Origin of the sequence: Bradyrhizobium sp. C-145, assembly GCF_023375135.1 — a bacterium.
Lineage (GTDB): Bacteria > Pseudomonadota > Alphaproteobacteria > Rhizobiales > Xanthobacteraceae > Bradyrhizobium > Bradyrhizobium zhanjiangense.
In genome coordinates this window covers 444,806-461,954 of sequence record NZ_CP088150.1, presented here as the reverse complement: position 1 = coordinate 461,954, position 17,149 = coordinate 444,806, and the positions used below count along the sequence as shown (strand labels likewise).

Genomic DNA, 17,149 nt, shown 5'->3' with positions numbered 1-17,149 from the left:
AATGCGCCTAAAGCTTCTTTCGCCAGGCGAAATGAATGAGAGCCAGCGCCAGACCTATGACGAGTCGATTGCCGGCAAGCGCGGCAAGCCGCCGGCGCCGATGATGGCCTGGCTCAATAGCCCGGAGATGGCACGCCACGCCACGCGGCTCGGCGAGGTCCTGCGCTTCGACACGATCTTTCCCGCAAAGCTCTCGGAGATCGCGATCCTGGTGACGGCGCGGCACTGGACCGCGCATTACGAATGGTATGCGCATAAGCGCCTGGCGCTTGCGGGCGGCATGAAACTCGAGATCATCGAGGCGATCCGCGACCGCCGCACGCCTGAGTTCGATGATCCCAAGGGAAAGATGATCTACGACGTCGCAAAGTCGCTGCATGAGGGACACGGCGTCGAGAAGGGTTTGTATGACGAGGCGGTGAAGGTGCTTAGCGAACGCGGCGTGGTCGAGGTCATCGGGCTGTGCGGCTATTACACGCTGGTGTCGATGACGCTGAACACGTTCGAGTTTGGCCTGCCGGAGGGCGAGGTCTCGGAGCTGGCTTAGTTTCCCATTCGGAAACGATAGGTTTCCAGATCGGCCAATAGCACTGTCCCGGGACCCGGCTTATGTGGGGTTCGACAACGGAGCATTCAGATGTCGCAAAGCCCAGCCGTCGCCGCCGGCACAAGGATCGGCCACGTTCACCTCAAGGTCGCCGATCTCGATCGCGCGCTCGGCTTCTATTGCGGCGTGCTCGGCTTCGAGCTGATGCAACGCATGGGCTCGGGCGCGGCCTTCATCTCGGCCGGCGGCTATCACCACCACATCGGGCTCAACACCTGGGAGAGCAAGGGCGGCTCGCCGCCGCCGCCCGGCACGACTGGGCTCTATCACACCGCGATCCTGTATCCGACCAGGCCGGCGCTGGCGGATGCGCTGCACCGGGTGCTCACGGCCGGCATCGCGCTGGACGGCGCCAGCGACCACGGCGTCAGCGAGGCGCTGTACTTGCGCGACGCCGACCAGAATGGCGTCGAGCTGTATTGGGACAAGCCGAGGGAGCAATGGCCGTTCGGGCCGGACGGCAAACTTGCGATGTTCACGAAGCGGCTGGACGTGGAGGATTTGCTGAAGCAGCGGGAGGCGTGAGCTCCGCTGCATCTCCGCTCGTCATTGCGAGCGCAGCGAAGCAATCCAGACTGTCACCGCGGCGGCAGTCTGGATTGCTTCGTCGCATCAGCGCAAAATTGCTCCGCAATTTTGTCGCGAGCTCCTCGCAATGACGGAGTATGTTGAAGCGGCGTCGCGTTATTGGGACATAGGTCCCGGCGGGTGGGCAAAGCGGAAGCGTGCCCACCGATTCTTGCGGCACGCGTGGAGAGACAGATGGTGGGCACGGCGCTATGCGCCTTTGCCCACCCTACGAGAGCTTCGATTGCGGCCTCCCCGCACCATGATCAGCGCCGCCGCCGCCACCTCCAGCGCGATGCAGAGATAGAACGGCAGCGCGTACCCGCCGGAGAGGTCGCGCAAAAAGCCGACGACGCCCGGGCCGAACGCATAGGTCACCTGATTGATCGCGGTGTTCAGGCTGATCAGCACGCCGAACGAGGCACTGTCGAACTCCTGCTGCACGATCAGCGACGGCAGCGTGATGAGGTTGCCGACGGAGAAGCCGAACACCGCGCAGGCCGCGATCAGCACATAGTCGTTGTGCAGGTTGATGACGACACACAACGCCGCGGCCTGGCTGAGGAACGACAGTGCCGAGGCCAGCCGCTGGTTGAGGCGGTCGATCACCAGCGAGAACAGCACGCGGCCGACCACCGCCATCGCCGTCAGCACGGCGACGGCGACCGCCGCGCGCTCGCGGCCGATCACGGGATCGAGGAACGAGATCAGGTGCACGATGAAGCCGACCTGCGCGAACAGCACCAGCGCGAAGGCGATCGTCACCGAGAGGAAGCCGACGTCACGCAGCGCCTGCGCGCGGATCTGCGTCGACGATTGCAGCTTCGGCTTCGCCGCTGCATGCCAGCCGTGAAGATCAGGCGGCCGGCCGACGAGAATGAGGATGACCGGCAGGAGCAGCACCAGCATGGCGCCGGCGGCGGCGTACATCGCGCTGGCGAAGCCGACATGGCCGATCAACGCTACCAGCAGCGGCACGCCGACGATGCCGCCAAAACTGGCACCGTTCAGCGCGAGGCTGATCGCCATGCCGCGCTTGGCATCGAACCACAAGCTGATCGTATTGGTGATCATGGCGAGACTGGTGCCGGCCCAGCCGAAGGCGAGCACCGCATTGGCGAGGTAGAGCTGCCAGGGCTCGCGCACCGCGCCGATCGCGATAGCGGCCGCCGCCATCGCCAGCGTGCCCGCAATCAGGCAGAGCCGCGGGCCGTATTTGTGGACGGCTTCTCCGACGAAGACGACCAGCAGCGCGCCGAACAGATAGAAGAAGGTCGTGCCGGACGAGATCAGTGAGGCCGACCAGCCATGCGCGCGCTGGAGCTCGGCGACATAGACGCTCTGGCCGTAGAAGCCGAGCCCCCAGCCGAAGGTCGCGAGCAGGAAGCAGACCGCGACGATATGCCAGCCTTCGTAGCGGAGGGTGGATTCGTCGACGGGAGCGGTGTGACGGGGGTTGTCGAGCATTCGCGCTTCTCCTTGGTTTCCCCCGCGAGCGCTTGCCTGGCTACGCTCGTCCAATCGATGACGAGCATCATGTAACGATACTGGCTCCGAAAATCACTTCGACGGCGATCGAAGCATCAACGCTGCTGACAGCCTCCTGCCAACTCAGATCGCGTCCGGGAACTCGCCCATCGCAGCGTCCAGGCGCGCCTTGCGGCGGCGCGCCCAGGACGCCAGCGACAGCACGGCGAGGCCGAGCACCACCGGCGGGAACACCACCATGTTCACCGCGGACCAGCCGTAATTGGCGAGCAGCTGGCCGGAGGAGAACGAGCCGATCGCCATCATGCCGAACACCAGGAAATCGTTGAACGCCTGCACCTTGTTGCGCTCCTGCGGACGGTGCGTCTCCAGCACCAGCGCGGAGGCGCCGATGAAGGAGAAATTCCAGCCGACGCCGAGCACGATGAGCGTCGCCCAGAAATGCATCGCGGTGATTCCAGAAAGACCGATGCCGGCGGCGCCTGCCTCGAGCAGCAGGCCGGCCGCAACGACCTTCGGAGCACCGAAGCGCGCGATCAGCGCACCCGTGAAGAAGCTCGGTCCGTACATGGCGACGATGTGCCATTGAATGCCGAAATTGGAATCGGACACGCTGAGGCCGCACAGCCTCATGGCGAGCGGCGCCGAGGTCATCACCAGGTTCATCATGGGATAGGCGATGACGCCGCACAAAGCGGCCGCGATGAAGCGCGGCTGGGTCACGATGTCGAGCAGCGGCCGTCCGCCATGCAGATCGGCCGCCGCGGGCTTGGGCATGTCGACACCGGCGACGATGCCCATCGCGACCAGCGCCACCGCCGCCTGCACCAGGAAGCTGAAGGCGAACAGATAAGGCTGCCAGACGTCCATGGTCCATTGCACGAGCTGTGGACCGAGCACGCCGGCTAACACGCCGCCCGCCATCACCCAGGACACCGCCTTGGGCCGATACGCCGCGCTGGCGCCGTCGGCGGCGGCGAAGCGATAGGATTGCGCCACCGCGCCATAGAGACCACCGAGGAAGGTCGCGATGCAGAACAGCGCGAAGGAGGCGTGCAGGATCGCGAAACAGCCGAGCAGGCCGGTGAGCGTGCCGAGGCCCGTGCCGATGACGAAGGCGGCGCGGCGGCCGAAGCGGCGCGAGATCGCGCCGGTGGGCAGCGTGCCGGCGGCGAGCCCGAGCACGTACATCGACAGCGGCACGGTCGCGAGCGACATGTCGGGTGCGAGCGTGGCGCCGACGATCGAGCCGGTGGCGAAGATCACCGCCGAATTGGCGCCGGTCAGCGCCTGCGCGGCGGCAAGGCGCACCACATTGGCACGCGCGCGCGTGTCGTCGGCGATTTCGGCAGTCGCGGTCACATCTAACATCGGTATTTCCGGCCCAAAGGGCTCTCGTTGATTCCCTGCACTATGGAGGGGCGCTGATGGGCGGGCAACCGGCGCAAACGGACGCGGGCCATGCCCGTGACGCAATCGGACGGATGATAGCGGGCCGCGCCCTTGACGGCTTGCGCTCGATCAAATCCTATCCGCCGCGATCTTGCTGGAGTTTTGCTCATGACCGTCGACGACAGGCCTACGCTCAGCGCTCCCGACGACGATCCCTGGCTGTGGCTGGAGGAGATCGAGGGCACGCAGGCGCTCGATTTCGTCGAACGGCAGAATCAGCTGACGCTCAACGCGTTCGGCGGCAAAGCCTTCGAGCGCGACCGCGACACGCTCGCCGCGATCTACGATCGGCCCGACAACATTCCCTATGTCAGCCGGCGCGGCAGCGATCTGCACAATCTCTGGAAGGACGCCACCAATCCGCGCGGCCTGTGGCGACGGACGACGCTGGCGGAGTTTCGCAAAGCGAACCCAGCGTGGGAGACCATGCTGGATATCGACCAGCTTGCGGCGAGCGAAGGCGAGGACTGGCTGCTGAGCCAGATCGTCACGATGCCGGGACGCTCGCGGGCGATTCTGAGCCTGTCGCGCGGCGGCAGCGATGCCGTGACGTTGCGCGAGTTCGACATGGACACCAAGAGCTTCGTCGCCGACGGGTTCACGCTGCCGGAAGCGAAGGGCGGCGTGGATTGGCTCGATACGGACACGCTGCTGCTGTCGAGCGCCCATGGCGAGGGCATGGCCACGAGCTCGGGATATGCGAGGACCGTGCGGCTGTGGCGGCGCGGGCAGCCTGTCGATCAGGCGCAAACAATCATCGAGACCGCCGCCGATCACATGATGATCTATGGCAGCGCCGATGACACCGGAGAGGAGCCGCGGGCCTGGCTCGTCGATCAGATCGACTTCTTCAATCACGCCATCTGGCTGCGCGATGCCGCCGGCACGACGACGAAGCTCGACCTGCCGACCGGCATCTGGATGCAGGCGCATGGCGACTGGTTCGCGATCAAGCTGCGCAAGGACTGGTCCATCGAAGGCCGGACCTATACCGCTGACACGGTGCTCGGCATCCCGCTGTCGGCGTTCCTCGCCGGCAGCCGCGATTTTTCAGTGCTGTTCGAACCGGCGCCGCGGCGCGCGTTGCAAGGTCTGTTCTGGGCGGCGGGCAAGCTCGTGCTGTCAATCCTCGACGAGCTGCGCCCGCGCTTCGAGATCTGCACGCCGTCCGCCGCCGGCTGGAGCCGCGACACACTTCCCGGCCTGCCGCAGATCGGCGTGGTCGACGTCTGGCCGCTCGATCGCCATCCGTCCGAAAGCAATGGCGACCTGCTCGCCAATGTGCAGGATCCGCTGACGCCGCCGTCACTGCTGCTGATCGCACGCGGCGTCACCAACCCGACCATGCTGAAGCAAGCGCCGAGGACGTTCACCGCCGATGGCCTCGTGGTGACGCAGCACGAGGCCATCTCGATCGACGGCGAGCGCATTCCCTATGTCCAGACCGGCCCCGCGGCGGAGGCCGGCGATGCGCCGGTCTATATGAGCGCCTATGGCGGCTTCGGACACTCGGTGAAGCCGTATTACAACCCTTCGCTCGGCAAGCTGTGGCTGGAGCGCGGCGGCACGACGGTGCAGGCCAATTTGCGCGGCGGCGGCGAGTTCGGCACGCGCTGGCACGATGCCGGCCGGCTCGCCGGCAAGAAGCTGTCGCATGACGATTTCGCAGCCGTTGCCGCCGATCTCGTCCGGCGCGGCGTGACGACGGCCAAGCGCATCGCCGCACAGGGTGGATCGAACGGCGGCATCCTCATCACCAACATGCTGGTGCGCTACCCCGAGCGTTTCGGCGCGCTGTTCTGCACCATCCCGCTGATCGACATGCGCCGCTACACGAAGTTGCTCGCGGGCGCGAGCTGGATCGCGGAATATGGCGACCCCGACAAGCCGGACGAATGGGCGTGGCTGAAGACCTATTCGGCCTATCACAATGTGAGGGACGGCCAGACCTATCCGCCGATCCTGATCGCCACCACGCGGCGCGACGACCGCGTCCATCCCGGCCACGCGCGCAAGATGGCCGCCAAGCTCCAGGCGATGGGCTATGAGGCCTGGTTGTACGAGCCCGCGGCAGGCGGCCACGGCTACGGCAAGGACAACAAGGAGCGCGCCGGCTTCGAGGTGCTGGGTTTCCGGTTCTTGAAAGAGAAGATCGGGTGGAAAGATGGCGAGGCCTGACGGCCTCGCGCTCAGTCCCGCGAAAACACCAGCGTGAGATTGTTCGCGGGCATATCGATGGTATCGACGAGGCGGAGGCCTGCGCCTTGCGCCAGCACCTCGACGTCGCCGATGTCGCGCACGCCCCATTCGGGATTGCCTTCGCGCAAGGAGGTGTCGAACACCGCGTTGCTGAGCGCGGTGTGCTTGCCGTGGCGCTTGAACGGACCGTAGAGGAACAGCTTGCCGTCGGCCCGCAGATAGCGGCCGGCGCCGGCGAACAGGCCCTCGGCCACGCTCCATGGCGCGATGTGAATCACGTTGGCGCAGAACACGGCGGCGAGGCTGGTCGGCCCCTGCCCGCTTTTCATCTCCGGACACCAATCGGGATCGGTCAGATCGATCCGTAAGGGCGAGCGGATGTTTGCGAGCCCCGAATGAACGCGCCAGGCCTCGATACTCTTAAGATGGCGCTGGTTGAGGTCGCTCGGCCACCAGATCAGGCCGGGCGTGTGACGGGCGAAATGAACCACGTGCTGCCCGGTTCCGCTGCCGAGCTCGACCACGTTGCCGGTCAAGCCGGCGAGATGTTTTTCCAATGCCGCCCAGATCGGCTCGTGATTGCGATGGAACGCCGGCGCATCGAGCCGGCCATCCGGTTCGACCCGTCCGCCGTCCCTGCCAAATTCGACGAGATATTCGGTCAAGTGAGGTCCCCTTGAAAACACGAGAACGCGTTGAAAACAGGATGGGCACCAAAGCGCCCTGGAAAAAGCCGGCCCGCGCCAATTGTCCTAATTGTTGGGGCCAAATCGGCCGAACCAATAATCTCTTTAATTACAATGCGGAAGATATTAACTCCATTTTGCTCGGTGCATAGTCTCGATTGTCAGGCGATGCCCTTTATGCTTTGGAACGCCTTTATTTCCGCGATCAGATCATCGCCATAACGCCTCGGAATACCGCCTTGACTGCCTTGTCCCGGACGTCCGTCCTGTTCCTCCTGCTGGCCATTGCCGCCGGCCTCGCCAGCCCGGCGCGGGCGCAGTCCGCCGTGGCCGAGGGCCGGAAGCTCGCCTTCGAGCGCGGCAAGGGCAATTGCCTGACCTGCCACGTCATCCAGGGCGGCGACCTGCCGGGAACGATCGGGCCGGAGCTGAAGGACATCAAGGCAAAGTACCCCGACCGCAACGAGCTGGCCGCGATCATCTTCGACGAGACCAAGCGCAATCCGCAGACCATGATGCCGCCGTTCGGCCGGAACCGGATTTTGACCGAACAGGAAATCAACGCGATCGTTGATTTCCTGCAAACGCTGTAACGGCCGGCCAGGAGAACTTGAGATGACCACGACCACCGGCCCTCACCCGACGCGGCGCCTGATCCTTCAGGGCGCGGCCTCTGTCGCGCTGATCGGCCTTGGCAACCTGCCGTTCGCAGCCAGCCCTGCGCGCGCGGCGGCGAACGACAAATATCCTGAAGAGGCCTTCAAGCAGAAGAGTGAGGCCGACGCGATCAAGGCGCTCTACGGCAAGGCGGCCGAGCCGTCCGACAAGGTCAAGCTGGATGCGCCGGAGATCGCCGAGAACGGCGGCGTGGTGCCGGTCTCGGTGACGACGACGCTCGACAAGGTCACCTCGATCTCGTTCTTCGTGGCCGAGAACCCGTTTGCGCTCGCAGCGTCCTACAAGATCGCCGACGGCACGATCCCGGGCGTCGCCAACCGGCTGAAGATGGCCAAGACCACCAAATTGGTCGCCATCGTCGAGGCCGACGGCAAGCTCTACAGCGCGACCAAGGAAGTGAAGGTCACCGTCGGCGGCTGCGGCGGCTAAGGAGAACCGAGATGGCATCCAGCATTCGCGTACGCGCCACCGCCAACGGCGACATCACCGAGGTGCAGGCGCTGATTCAGCACCCCATGGATACCGGCCTGGTCAAGGATTCCAAGGGTGAGCTGATCCCGGCGCACTTCATCCAGGAGCTGAAGTTCGAATGTAACGGCAAGGACGTCTTCGTCGCCAATTGGGGCACTGCGGTCTCCAAGGACCCTTACGTCAAATTCAGCTTCAAGGGCGCCAAGAAGGGCGACGAGCTCAAGATCTCCTGGAGCGACAATAAGGGTGCGTCGGATACGACCACCGCGAAGATTTCGTGATGAAGACCCGATCTGCCCTCCTGCTTGGCTCGCTCAGCGCCGCGCTCGTTGCGTTCGCCCTCACCTCTCCGCGCGTCGTCGCGGCCGACAAGGTCGATCCCGTCGCCGATGCTAAGGCGTTCCAGAATTTCTTCTTCCAGAAGTTTCCGAATGTGAAGCACGAGGATTTCGTCAACGGTCCTTATTCCATGAATGAGGACATGAAGCGGCAGTGGCAGGAGAAGGAGGAATTCCCTCCTTATGAGTTCGCGCTCGATGCCGGCAAGGAAATGTTCGCCACCCCGTTCAAGAACGGCAAGACCTATGCCGATTGCTTCCCGAATGGCGGCATCGGCATCCGTCAGAACTATCCCTATTTCGACACGAAGGAAGGCAAGGTCGTCACGCTGGAGCTCGCGCTCAACCGCTGCCGCGAGGCCAATGGCGAAGCGCCCTATTCCTACGTCAAGGACGAGATGGCTTCGCTGACGGCCTACATGGCCTTCACCTCGCGCGGCAAGCCGATGGACATCAAGATCCCCGACGACCCCCGCGCGCTCGCCGCGTTCGAGAACGGCAAGCGCTACTTCTACACCCGCCGCGGCCAGATGAACTTCTCCTGTGCGAGCTGCCACGTGCAGAGCCCGGGCGAGCGCATCCGTGCCGAGACCCTGGCGCCGGCGCTCGGCATCCTCAACGCGATGCCGATCTACCGGTCCGAATGGAGCGGCATGGGCACGACCAGCCGCCGCTTCGTCACCTGCAACAGCCAGACCCGCGCGGTTCCGCTGGAGCCGCAATCGGACGAATATCGCGACGTCGAATATTTCCTCTCCTACGTCGCCAACGGCCTGCCGATCTCGGGGCCGGGAGCGCGGCCATGAAGCGGACAGGTCTCCTCGCCATATTGCTTGCGTTAACCATCGCGCTGCCCTCGGCGCATGCGGCAACGGAAGCGGACTACAAGGCCGCCTATGCCGCCGCGGAAGCCGCAGCCAAGGAGGCGGCCAGCCTGCGTCACCAATGGACCACGACGATCTCGACCCTGGCGGCGGCGAAGAAGGCGGCTGAGGGCGGCGATTTCGACCGCGCATTCGCCGCAGCGAAAGAGGCCGAGGCGCTGGCGAAGGCGTCGATCTTTCAGGCAAATTCCGAAAAAGAAGCCTGGAAGGCGATGGAAATCCGCTAGACTGGGCCTGGCGCGCGAGAACATCGTGCTCCAGATCATTCTTTGAGCACGATCTTGTCGGAAAGCCGCACCACACTTTGCGCTAAAGCGGATCATGCTTGTGGAACAGTCGACAGCGTCGGGGGCGCGGAGAATTTGAGATGGCCATCCGGCGCCGCGATTTCCTGAAGAGCGCAGGTCTTGCCGTCGCATCTGTTGGACTGCCGCGGCTCGCGCGCGGCGCCGACACTGCGAGCATCTATGACATCGAGCGCTTCGGCAATGCGCGCATTCTGCACATCACCGACACGCATGCGCAGCTCAACCCAGTCTTTTTTCGCGAGCCCAGCGTCAATATCGGCATCGGTGAGATGGCAGGGCGGCCGCCGCATCTGGTCGGGCGCGCCTTCCTGGAGCGCTTCGGCATCCGGTCCGACAGTGCGGATGCCTATGCCTTCACCTGCTTCGAGTTTGAGAAATCCGCGGGCCGCTTCGGCAAGCTCGGCGGCTTTGCCCATCTGAAGACGCTGGTCGACCGCTTGCGCGCCGACGCCGGGGAAAAGCATTCGGTGCTCGTCGACGGCGGCGACCTCTGGCAAGGCACGGGGCTCGCCAACGTCATGCAGGGCCGCGACATGGTCGAGGTCGCCAATCTGCTCGGCATCGAGGCGATGACCGGGCATTGGGAATTCACCTATGGCGAGCAGGCGCTGCGCGACAATCTCGAGCGCTTCAAGGGCGAGTTTCTGGCGCAGAACGTGTTCCTGAGCGAAGAGGCCGCGTTCAACGACGCCCCCGCCTTCGACAAGGCCAGCGGGCGCGTGTTCAAGCCGTCGATCATCAAAGAGCTCGGTGGCCATCGCGTCGCAATCGTCGGCCAGGCTTTCCCCTATGTGCCGATCGCGCATCCCAAGCGGTTCACGCCGGACTGGACCTTTGGCATCCGCGAGGAGGAGTTGCAGAAGCATGTCGATGCCTTGCGCGGCACCGACAAGGTCGATGCCGTCATCCTGCTGTCGCACAACGGCATGGACGTCGACCTCAAGCTCGCAAGCCGCGTCACCGGCATCGATGTCATCCTCGGCGGCCATACCCATGACGCGGTGCCGCAGCCGATTCCCGTGAAGAACGCCGGTGGCACCACGCTCGTCACCAATGCCGGCTCCAACGGAAAATTTCTGGCCGTGCTCGATCTCGCGATCGGCAAGGGCAAGGTCAGCGACGTTCATTATCACCTGCTGCCGGTCTTCTCCGAGCTGCTGAAGCCCGATCCTGGGATGGCCGAGCTGATCGGCCGGCTGCGCGCGCCGCACGTGACCGACTGGTCGGAGAAGATTGCAACGCCCGATCGCCTGCTCTACCGCCGCGGCAATTTCTCCGGGCCCGTCGACGAGCTGATCTGCACGGCGCTGCGCACCGAGCTCAATGCCGAGATCGCGCTGTCGCCGGGCTTCCGCTGGGGCGTCACCGCGCTGTCAGGCCAGGCGCTGACCATGGAGGATCTGCTCGCGGAAACCGCGATCAGCTATCCCGAGACCTATGTGCAGGAGATGACCGGCGCACAGATCAAGGACGTGCTGGAGGACATCTGCGACAACCTCTTCAACGCGGATCCCTATTACCAGCAGGGTGGCGACATGGTGCGCGCCGGCGGGCTCAGCTACACTTGCACGCCGGACGCCGCGATCGGCAGCCGGATCTCCGAGCTGAAGCTCAGTAGCGGCGCGGCGCTCAGCGCCAGCCATCGCTACAAGGTCGCAGGCTGGGCCTCGATCAACGGCCAGCAGGGTGCGCCGGTGTGGGACGTCGTCGGCAAATATCTGCGCTCGGGCCGGATGTTTCAGGAGCGGCTCGGCTCCGGCGTCGCGCTGAAAGGGGTCGAGGGCAATCCAGGCATTGCAGCAAAGGGATGATGCGGTCGCAACACTTATCCGCGATGCTGCTGGCAGTGCTCGTCTGGGCAGCGATCCCACAGGCTTCTGCCCAGCAGTTGCCGCTGCAGGACAAGCCGTTCGCCGAGCACAAGGTCGTGCTCCAGCTCTCCGACGGCGATGCGAGGAAGCAGGCGCTGGTCTTGAGCGTCGCCAACAATCTGCTGAAGGCTTACGACCCCGACAAGATCGCGATCGAGGTGGTGGCGTTCGGTCCCGGCATCGATTTGCTGCTATCCGGCAGCGAGCGCCGCAAGCAGGTCGAGAGCCTGATCGCACAGGGCGTGCGCTTCGACATCTGCCTCAACACCGTCGACACGCTCGAGCGGGAGACGGGCAAGCGGCCGGAGTTCATCCAAGCTGCGACGCCGGTGCAGGTCGGAGTCGGGCAGATCCTGTTTTTGGCGGAGAACGGGTACACGGTGGTGCGGCCGTAGGGGCGGCTGTCCGGAGTTTGTGGCACGCCGCCGCAGCGCCCTCGCTGTCATTCCCTGCGCAGGCGGGGAATCCGGTACGCCGCGGCCCCTCCGTACCCTTCGCCGTCTCGGAGTACTGGATTGCCCGCCTTCGCCGGCGATGACAGCGAGCGTAGGGTTGCCCGCACCCGCAATAAAAATCTTCCAAATTTTCTTCTCTACACAGTGAATTGCTTCTCTTCCTGGCCTCCGACGTAGTAGAATCCTCGAAATCAGTTCCACGCCGGGTCCTGCCATGATCTTCCGCCAGCTCTTCGACAGCGTTTCAGGCACCTACAGCTATCTCGTTGCGAGCCGTCCAGGCGGCGAGGCGCTGATCCTCGATCCCGTGCTGGAGAAGGTCGATCGCTACTGCCAGCTGCTGCGCGAGCTCGACCTCAAGCTGGTCAAGGCGGTCGACACCCATCTGCACGCCGACCACGTCACCGGTCTCGGCGAGCTGCGCGACCGCACCCATTGCATGACCGTGATGGGCGACCAGACCAAGGCCGACGTCGTGGCGATGCGGGTCGCCGACGGCGACAAGGTGACGATCGAGGGCCTGTCGCTCGACGTGATGTACACGCCCGGCCACACCGACGATTCCTACTCCTATCTGATGGGCGACCGTGTCTTCACCGGCGACACGCTTCTGATCCGCGGCACCGGCCGCACCGATTTCCAGAACGGCTCATCGCGCGCGCAATACGACTCGATCTTCAACCGCCTGCTCAAGCTGCCGGACGAGACGATGGTGTTCCCGGCGCACGACTACAAGGGCGACACCGTCTCCACCATCGGCGAGGAGAAGCGCTACAATCCGCGGCTCCAGGTGCGCTCGGTCGACGAATATATCGAGCTGATGGCCAATCTGAAGCTGCCCAATCCGAAGATGATGGATGTGGCGGTCCCCGCCAACATGCATGTCGGCCTGCATCAGGAGGAGCTCGAGAAAGAGGGCCGCGCGCTCAGCGCGATCGAAGCGATCCGCATCCTCGGCCGTCCCGACGTCCTGCTGGTCGATCTGCGCGAGAGCAACGAGCGCATGAAGCACGGCATGCTCGAAGGCGCGCTGCACACGCCCTATCAATCCGTGGAGGAGAGCCTCAAGCCCGGCGGCATGCTGCGCGAAGTCGCGGCCGCCACCGGCCGCCGCGTCGTGTTTTTCTGCGCCTTCGGCGAACGCTCGGCGATGGCGGTGGCCGCCGCCAAGGAGGCCGGCCTTTCCAACACCGCCCATATCGCCGGCGGCCTGGATGCCTGGAAGAAGGCGGGCGGCCCGGTGATGCACTGAACGGCCGCCCCTTCTTGCGATAGGTCAGGTACCGCACATATTGTCCGGATAGGATCGGGTGCAGCATCACCATCCGGAACCAGCCATGGCCAAGACCGGCAAGCCGAGCCAGCCGCCCAAAATCGCGGACAACAGAGCGCCGAGCGACAAGGCAAAAAAGCCCCTGCCGCCGCGCGAGATCGACGACGACTACGAAGACGGCGACATCGCAACGCCGAAGCGCGACCGCTACGGGCCGGACGACGAGCCGTTGTGAGGCGGTGCCGGCGGGCTGAGTTTGAGCGCGCATTGGCGCCTCACCCTCCGCCGTCGTCCTGGCGAAAGCCAGGACCCATTACCCCAGCGCGGAATGGTGGGGCGAGGAAGCAACTCCGAATCTTCGCCAAACTGCTCCCTGGGGTAATGGGTCCTGGATCGGCGCTCCGCTCCAGACAACGCTGCGCGTTGTCGGGAGCCGCGCTTGTCCAGGACGACGTAGGGAGGCGTTCTCACGTCCACCGCCCGCGCTACCTGCCATGCGCCTGCGTTCATGGACAAATAACCGCTCTGCCCGATAGTTTGCGCCTCACTTTCGGACGCAAGACGGAACTGCAATGGTCGACGTTCTCGCCGCAGCGCAGCAAGGCAAGGCGGACAGCGCGCTGCGCACGCTGACGGGGATTTCGATCGCGCATTGGGTCAGCCATTTCCATCTGCTGGTGCTGCCGATGCTGTTCCCGTTCCTCAAGAGCCAGCTCGGCGTCGGCTATATCGAGCTCGGCTTCGCGCTCACCGTGTTTGCGGTGGTGTCGGGATTGACGCAGGCGCCGACCGGCTATCTCGTCGACCATTTTGGCGCGCGGCGAATTCTACTGGCCGGGCTCGGGCTTGGCGGCGTCGCGCTGATCTTGCTTGGCCTGCACCTCAGCTACGCCTCGCTGATCGCCTGCGCCGTGCTGCTAGGCCTCGCCAACAGCGTCTATCATCCCGCCGATTACGCGATCCTGGCCGAGCACATGGACGAGGCGCGTATGGGCCGCGCCTTTTCGATCCATACCTTTGCTGGCTTTCTCGGCGGCGCCGTCGCACCGGCCATCGTTGCGGCGCTCGTCACATTGTCCGGCGGCACTGGGGCGCTGATCGCCTCGGGCGCGATCGGCGTCGCGGTGGCGCTGCTGCTGATCGCCATGAACATTCCCGACGCCGGCGCACATAAGAAGAAGCCGGGCAGCGCGAACGCGCCAAAACAGGCCGTCATCACGCCGGCGCTGATCACGCTGACCGCGCTGTTCATGCTGCTGAGCCTGTCGGTCGCCGGCATCAACAATTTCGGCGTGGTGGCGCTGATGAGCGGCTACGCCGCCTCCTACTCCGCCGCCAATGTCGCGCTGACGGCATTCCTCGGCGCCAGCGCCATCGGCGTGCTCGCGGGCGGCTTCCTCGCCGACCGGACTGAGCGCCACGGCCAGGTCGCCGCAGCCTGCTTTGCCGCGAATGCGGCGATCGTCCTGCTGATCGCACTCGCCACGCTGCCGGGCTGGGCTCTCACCACTGCCATGACGGCCGCGGGCTTCCTCAGCGGCGTGATCGCACCCTCGCGTGACATGCTGGTCCGCAATGCCGCGCCTGCCGGCGCTGCCGGCCGCGCCTTCGGCATCGTCTCCACCGGATTCAATTTTGGCGGCATCGTCAGCCCGCTGCTGTTCGGCTGGATCATGGACCAGAGCGCGCCGCACTGGGTGTTCGGCGCCTCCGTGATCTTCATGGTGGCGACGGTGGTGCTGTCACCGTTCACGGAGCGGAAGCGGCAAGCCGCGGCGTAGCCACGAATTCATCTGTCGTCCTGGCGAACGCCAGGACCCATTACCCCAGGAAGGAGCCGTCGCGCGAGACTGGTCACTCCGAGTCTTCGCCAAACACAATTCGGTGGTTATGGGTCCCGGATCTGCGCGCGCTTGAGGCGCGCTTGTCCGGGACGACGAGTAGAGAGAATTGCGCAAACAACAACAAAACAGACGGGAAGAAACGCATGACCAATCCTGATCTCGTGATCCGCGGCGGCACCGTTGCGGATGGGCGCGGGGGCGAATTGTTCGAGGCCGACGTTGCCATCACCGGCGGCAGGATCAGCGAGGTCGGAAAGGTTTCGGCCAAGGGCAAGGAGGAAATCGACGCGCGCGGCAAACTGGTGACGCCGGGTTTCGTCGACGTGCACACCCATTACGACGGGCAGGTGACCTGGAGCCAGGACATCACGCCATCCTCGCAGAACGGCGTCACCACCGCGATCATGGGCAATTGCGGCGTCGGTTTTGCGCCGTGCAGGCCTGCCGACCACACCCGCCTGATCCAGCTGATGGAAGGTGTCGAAGACATTCCCGAGCCGGTGCTGAGCGCCGGGATTCCCTGGGCCTGGGAGAGCTTTCCGGACTACATGGACTGGCTCTCGAAGCGCGATTTCGACATCGATGTCGGCGCCCAGCTGCCGCATGCGGCGCTGCGCGTCTATGTCATGGGCGAGCGCGGCGCGCGCCGCGACCCCTCGACCGCTGAGGACAACGCGGCGATGGCGAGGCTCGCGGGCGAGGCGGTGCGCTCTGGCGCGCTCGGCTTCTCGACCTCGCGCACGCTCAATCATCGCACCTCGACCGGCGATTTCACGCCGACCCTGAAGGCGGGCGAGGACGAGCTCACCGCGATCGCCGGCGCGATGCATCGGCAGGGCCGCAGCGTGCTGCAATTCGTGCTCGATCTCTCCACCATCCACGAGGACCTGCCGATGATGCTGCGGGTGGCGGATGCGACGAAGTGCCCGATCTCATTCTCGATCACCCAGAACGACAAGGCGCCGCAGCGCTGGCGCCAGACGCTGGACGAGATCAATGCGGCCGCACAGCGCGGCCTCTCCATCACCGCGCAGATCGCGGCGCGCCCGGTGGGCCTGTTGCTCGGGCTCGAGCTGTCGCGCAACCCGTTCCAGACCCATCCGAGCTACAAGGCGATCGCGCATCTGCCGCTGCAGGAGCGCCTCGCGCGGCTGCATCAGTCCGATGTGCGCAAGGCGATCCTGAGCGAGACGGCGACCGCGACCGACGATCCGCTGTTCTTCCGGCCCAACTACGACAAGATGTTCTTGCTCGGCGATCCCCCCGACTACGAGCAGCCGCCGGAGAACGCGCTCGGGCCGCAGGCGCGCAGGCAGGGCCGGCAGCCGGAGGAGCTCGCTTACGATGCGATGCTGTCGGACGAGGGCCGCGGCATGCTCTACGTGCCCTTCCTCAACTATTCCGACGGCAACTTGGATGCGACGCGCGAGATGCTGATCGATCCGCAATCGGTGCCCGGCCTGTCCGACGGCGGCGCGCATTGCGGCATCATCTGCGATGCCAGCTTCCCGACCTATCTGCTGACGCACTGGACGCGGGACCGCAAGCGCGGCGAGAAACTGTCGATCCCGTTCGTGGTCGCGGCGCAGTCGCGCAAGACCGCGCTCTCGGTCGGCCTCACCGATCGCGGATTGATCGCCCCCGGCTACAAGGCCGACGTCAACGTGATCGACTACGACCGCCTGCATCTGCATCCGCCGAAGGTGCATTACGATCTGCCGGTCGGCGGCCGACGGCTATTGCAGGATGTCGACGGCTACGTGGCGACGATCGTGTCGGGCGTGGTGACGCGGCGGCAGGGCGAGGCGACCGGGCGCCGGCCGGGGAAGCTGATTCGGGGCGCGCAGGGGGTGGCGAGTTAGCGGGGACCGCATCTGAGACGCGAAAATCGCGCCTCAATCTCCGTGTCGTCCTGGCGAAAGCCAGGACCCATTACCCCAAGAAGAAGTTGTGGCACGAAGCTGGTGACCACAATTCTTCGCAAAACTACTTCCTGAGGTAATGGGTCCTGGATCAGCGCTCGCTACG

At 64.9% G+C, this 17,149-nt stretch carries 17 protein-coding genes; 14 read left to right on the top strand and 3 right to left on the bottom strand.

Annotated features, from left to right (window positions below):
- The first annotated feature begins 1 nt into the window (after nucleotide 1).
- Together LRP30_RS02065 and LRP30_RS02060 are read left to right on the top strand one after the other, a co-directional pair.
- The gene (locus LRP30_RS02065; RefSeq protein ID WP_249759186.1) at nucleotides 2-547 is read left to right on the top strand and encodes a carboxymuconolactone decarboxylase family protein; all 546 of its coding nucleotides are present in this window, start codon (nucleotides 2-4) and stop codon (nucleotides 545-547) included.
- Between the two features lie 90 nt (nucleotides 548-637).
- Nucleotides 638-1,132, top strand: coding sequence for a VOC family protein (locus LRP30_RS02060; protein WP_249759185.1), 495 nt, complete (start codon nucleotides 638-640; stop codon nucleotides 1,130-1,132).
- A gap of 252 nt (nucleotides 1,133-1,384) precedes the next feature.
- Here the strand turns inward: LRP30_RS02060 and LRP30_RS02055 are convergent, their stop codons facing one another.
- Together LRP30_RS02055 and LRP30_RS02050 are read right to left on the bottom strand one after the other, a co-directional pair.
- Nucleotides 1,385-2,641 carry an MFS transporter gene (locus LRP30_RS02055; protein WP_249759184.1) on the bottom strand — a complete coding sequence of 419 codons (1,257 nt, stop codon included), beginning with the start codon at nucleotides 2,639-2,641 and terminating at the stop codon, nucleotides 1,385-1,387.
- A 144-nt stretch (nucleotides 2,642-2,785) separates the two neighbouring features.
- Nucleotides 2,786-4,033 carry an MFS transporter gene (locus tag LRP30_RS02050; protein ID WP_249759183.1) on the bottom strand — a complete coding sequence of 416 codons (1,248 nt, stop codon included), beginning with the start codon at nucleotides 4,031-4,033 and terminating at the stop codon, nucleotides 2,786-2,788.
- A 189-nt stretch (nucleotides 4,034-4,222) separates the two neighbouring features.
- Between LRP30_RS02050 and LRP30_RS02045 the strand changes: the two genes are divergently transcribed.
- Entirely contained in the window at nucleotides 4,223-6,292 is a 2,070-nt protein-coding gene (locus tag LRP30_RS02045) for a prolyl oligopeptidase family serine peptidase (RefSeq protein WP_249759182.1), read from the top strand.
- Between the two features lie 11 nt (nucleotides 6,293-6,303).
- Here the strand turns inward: LRP30_RS02045 and LRP30_RS02040 are convergent, their stop codons facing one another.
- Complete coding sequence (locus LRP30_RS02040) at nucleotides 6,304-6,978, bottom strand: DUF938 domain-containing protein (protein ID WP_128930842.1); 675 nt, start codon at nucleotides 6,976-6,978, stop codon at nucleotides 6,304-6,306.
- Nucleotides 6,979-7,238: 260 nt separating this feature from the next.
- Between LRP30_RS02040 and soxX the strand changes: the two genes are divergently transcribed.
- The 11 genes from soxX (at nucleotide 7,239) to LRP30_RS01985 (ending at nucleotide 16,983) form a co-directional block, all read left to right on the top strand.
- Nucleotides 7,239-7,592: a sulfur oxidation c-type cytochrome SoxX gene (gene soxX / locus LRP30_RS02035; RefSeq protein WP_128930841.1), complete on the top strand. Its 354-nt coding sequence runs from the start codon at nucleotides 7,239-7,241 to the stop codon at nucleotides 7,590-7,592.
- Nucleotides 7,593-7,614: 22 nt separating this feature from the next.
- Nucleotides 7,615-8,106, top strand: a complete 492-nt coding sequence (gene soxY / locus LRP30_RS02030; RefSeq protein ID WP_091887206.1) for a thiosulfate oxidation carrier protein SoxY — start codon at nucleotides 7,615-7,617, stop codon at nucleotides 8,104-8,106.
- An 11-nt stretch (nucleotides 8,107-8,117) separates the two neighbouring features.
- Nucleotides 8,118-8,429 (top strand): thiosulfate oxidation carrier complex protein SoxZ, encoded by a 312-nt coding sequence (soxZ, locus tag LRP30_RS02025; RefSeq protein ID WP_128930839.1) that lies wholly within the window; start codon nucleotides 8,118-8,120, stop codon nucleotides 8,427-8,429.
- Nucleotides 8,429-9,292 carry a sulfur oxidation c-type cytochrome SoxA gene (gene soxA / locus LRP30_RS02020; protein ID WP_164934866.1) on the top strand — a complete coding sequence of 288 codons (864 nt, stop codon included), beginning with the start codon at nucleotides 8,429-8,431 and terminating at the stop codon, nucleotides 9,290-9,292. The genes soxZ and soxA overlap by 1 nt, the downstream gene beginning before the upstream one ends.
- Nucleotides 9,289-9,597 carry a hypothetical protein gene (locus LRP30_RS02015; protein WP_249759181.1) on the top strand — a complete coding sequence of 103 codons (309 nt, stop codon included), beginning with the start codon at nucleotides 9,289-9,291 and terminating at the stop codon, nucleotides 9,595-9,597. The genes soxA and LRP30_RS02015 overlap by 4 nt, the downstream gene beginning before the upstream one ends.
- Before the next feature lie 140 nt (nucleotides 9,598-9,737).
- Entirely contained in the window at nucleotides 9,738-11,489 is a 1,752-nt protein-coding gene (gene soxB / locus LRP30_RS02010) for a thiosulfohydrolase SoxB (RefSeq protein WP_249759180.1), read from the top strand.
- Complete coding sequence (locus LRP30_RS02005; protein WP_249759179.1) at nucleotides 11,486-11,944, top strand: hypothetical protein; 459 nt, start codon at nucleotides 11,486-11,488, stop codon at nucleotides 11,942-11,944. Before soxB ends, LRP30_RS02005 begins: the two co-directional genes overlap by 4 nt.
- Nucleotides 11,945-12,218: 274 nt before the next feature.
- Nucleotides 12,219-13,256: an MBL fold metallo-hydrolase gene (locus LRP30_RS02000; RefSeq protein WP_128940888.1), complete on the top strand. Its 1,038-nt coding sequence runs from the start codon at nucleotides 12,219-12,221 to the stop codon at nucleotides 13,254-13,256.
- Between the two features lie 85 nt (nucleotides 13,257-13,341).
- Nucleotides 13,342-13,512, top strand: coding sequence for a hypothetical protein (locus tag LRP30_RS01995; protein WP_164934867.1), 171 nt, complete (start codon nucleotides 13,342-13,344; stop codon nucleotides 13,510-13,512).
- Between the two features lie 337 nt (nucleotides 13,513-13,849).
- Nucleotides 13,850-15,058, top strand: a complete 1,209-nt coding sequence (locus LRP30_RS01990) for an MFS transporter (protein ID WP_249759178.1) — start codon at nucleotides 13,850-13,852, stop codon at nucleotides 15,056-15,058.
- Nucleotides 15,059-15,264: 206 nt separating this feature from the next.
- A complete protein-coding gene (locus LRP30_RS01985; protein ID WP_249759177.1) occupies nucleotides 15,265-16,983 on the top strand; it encodes an amidohydrolase family protein in 1,719 nt (572 codons plus the stop codon).
- Nucleotides 16,984-17,149 lie beyond the last annotated feature (166 nt).

Coding starts and splice junctions, on each gene's coding strand:
- LRP30_RS02065 (WP_249759186.1), top strand. CDS start 2: ATGCGCCTAAAGCTTCTTTCGCCAGGCGAAATGAATGAGAGCCAGCGC.
- LRP30_RS02060 (WP_249759185.1), top strand. CDS start 638: ATGTCGCAAAGCCCAGCCGTCGCCGCCGGCACAAGGATCGGCCACGTT.
- LRP30_RS02055 (WP_249759184.1), bottom strand. CDS start 2,641: ATGCTCGACAACCCCCGTCACACCGCTCCCGTCGACGAATCCACCCTC.
- LRP30_RS02050 (WP_249759183.1), bottom strand. CDS start 4,033: ATGTTAGATGTGACCGCGACTGCCGAAATCGCCGACGACACGCGCGCG.
- LRP30_RS02045 (WP_249759182.1), top strand. CDS start 4,223: ATGACCGTCGACGACAGGCCTACGCTCAGCGCTCCCGACGACGATCCC.
- soxY (WP_091887206.1), top strand. CDS start 7,615: ATGACCACGACCACCGGCCCTCACCCGACGCGGCGCCTGATCCTTCAG.
- soxZ (WP_128930839.1), top strand. CDS start 8,118: ATGGCATCCAGCATTCGCGTACGCGCCACCGCCAACGGCGACATCACC.
- soxA (WP_164934866.1), top strand. CDS start 8,429: ATGAAGACCCGATCTGCCCTCCTGCTTGGCTCGCTCAGCGCCGCGCTC.
- LRP30_RS02015 (WP_249759181.1), top strand. CDS start 9,289: ATGAAGCGGACAGGTCTCCTCGCCATATTGCTTGCGTTAACCATCGCG.
- soxB (WP_249759180.1), top strand. CDS start 9,738: ATGGCCATCCGGCGCCGCGATTTCCTGAAGAGCGCAGGTCTTGCCGTC.
- LRP30_RS02005 (WP_249759179.1), top strand. CDS start 11,486: ATGATGCGGTCGCAACACTTATCCGCGATGCTGCTGGCAGTGCTCGTC.
- LRP30_RS02000 (WP_128940888.1), top strand. CDS start 12,219: ATGATCTTCCGCCAGCTCTTCGACAGCGTTTCAGGCACCTACAGCTAT.
- LRP30_RS01995 (WP_164934867.1), top strand. CDS start 13,342: ATGGCCAAGACCGGCAAGCCGAGCCAGCCGCCCAAAATCGCGGACAAC.
- LRP30_RS01990 (WP_249759178.1), top strand. CDS start 13,850: ATGGTCGACGTTCTCGCCGCAGCGCAGCAAGGCAAGGCGGACAGCGCG.
- LRP30_RS01985 (WP_249759177.1), top strand. CDS start 15,265: ATGACCAATCCTGATCTCGTGATCCGCGGCGGCACCGTTGCGGATGGG.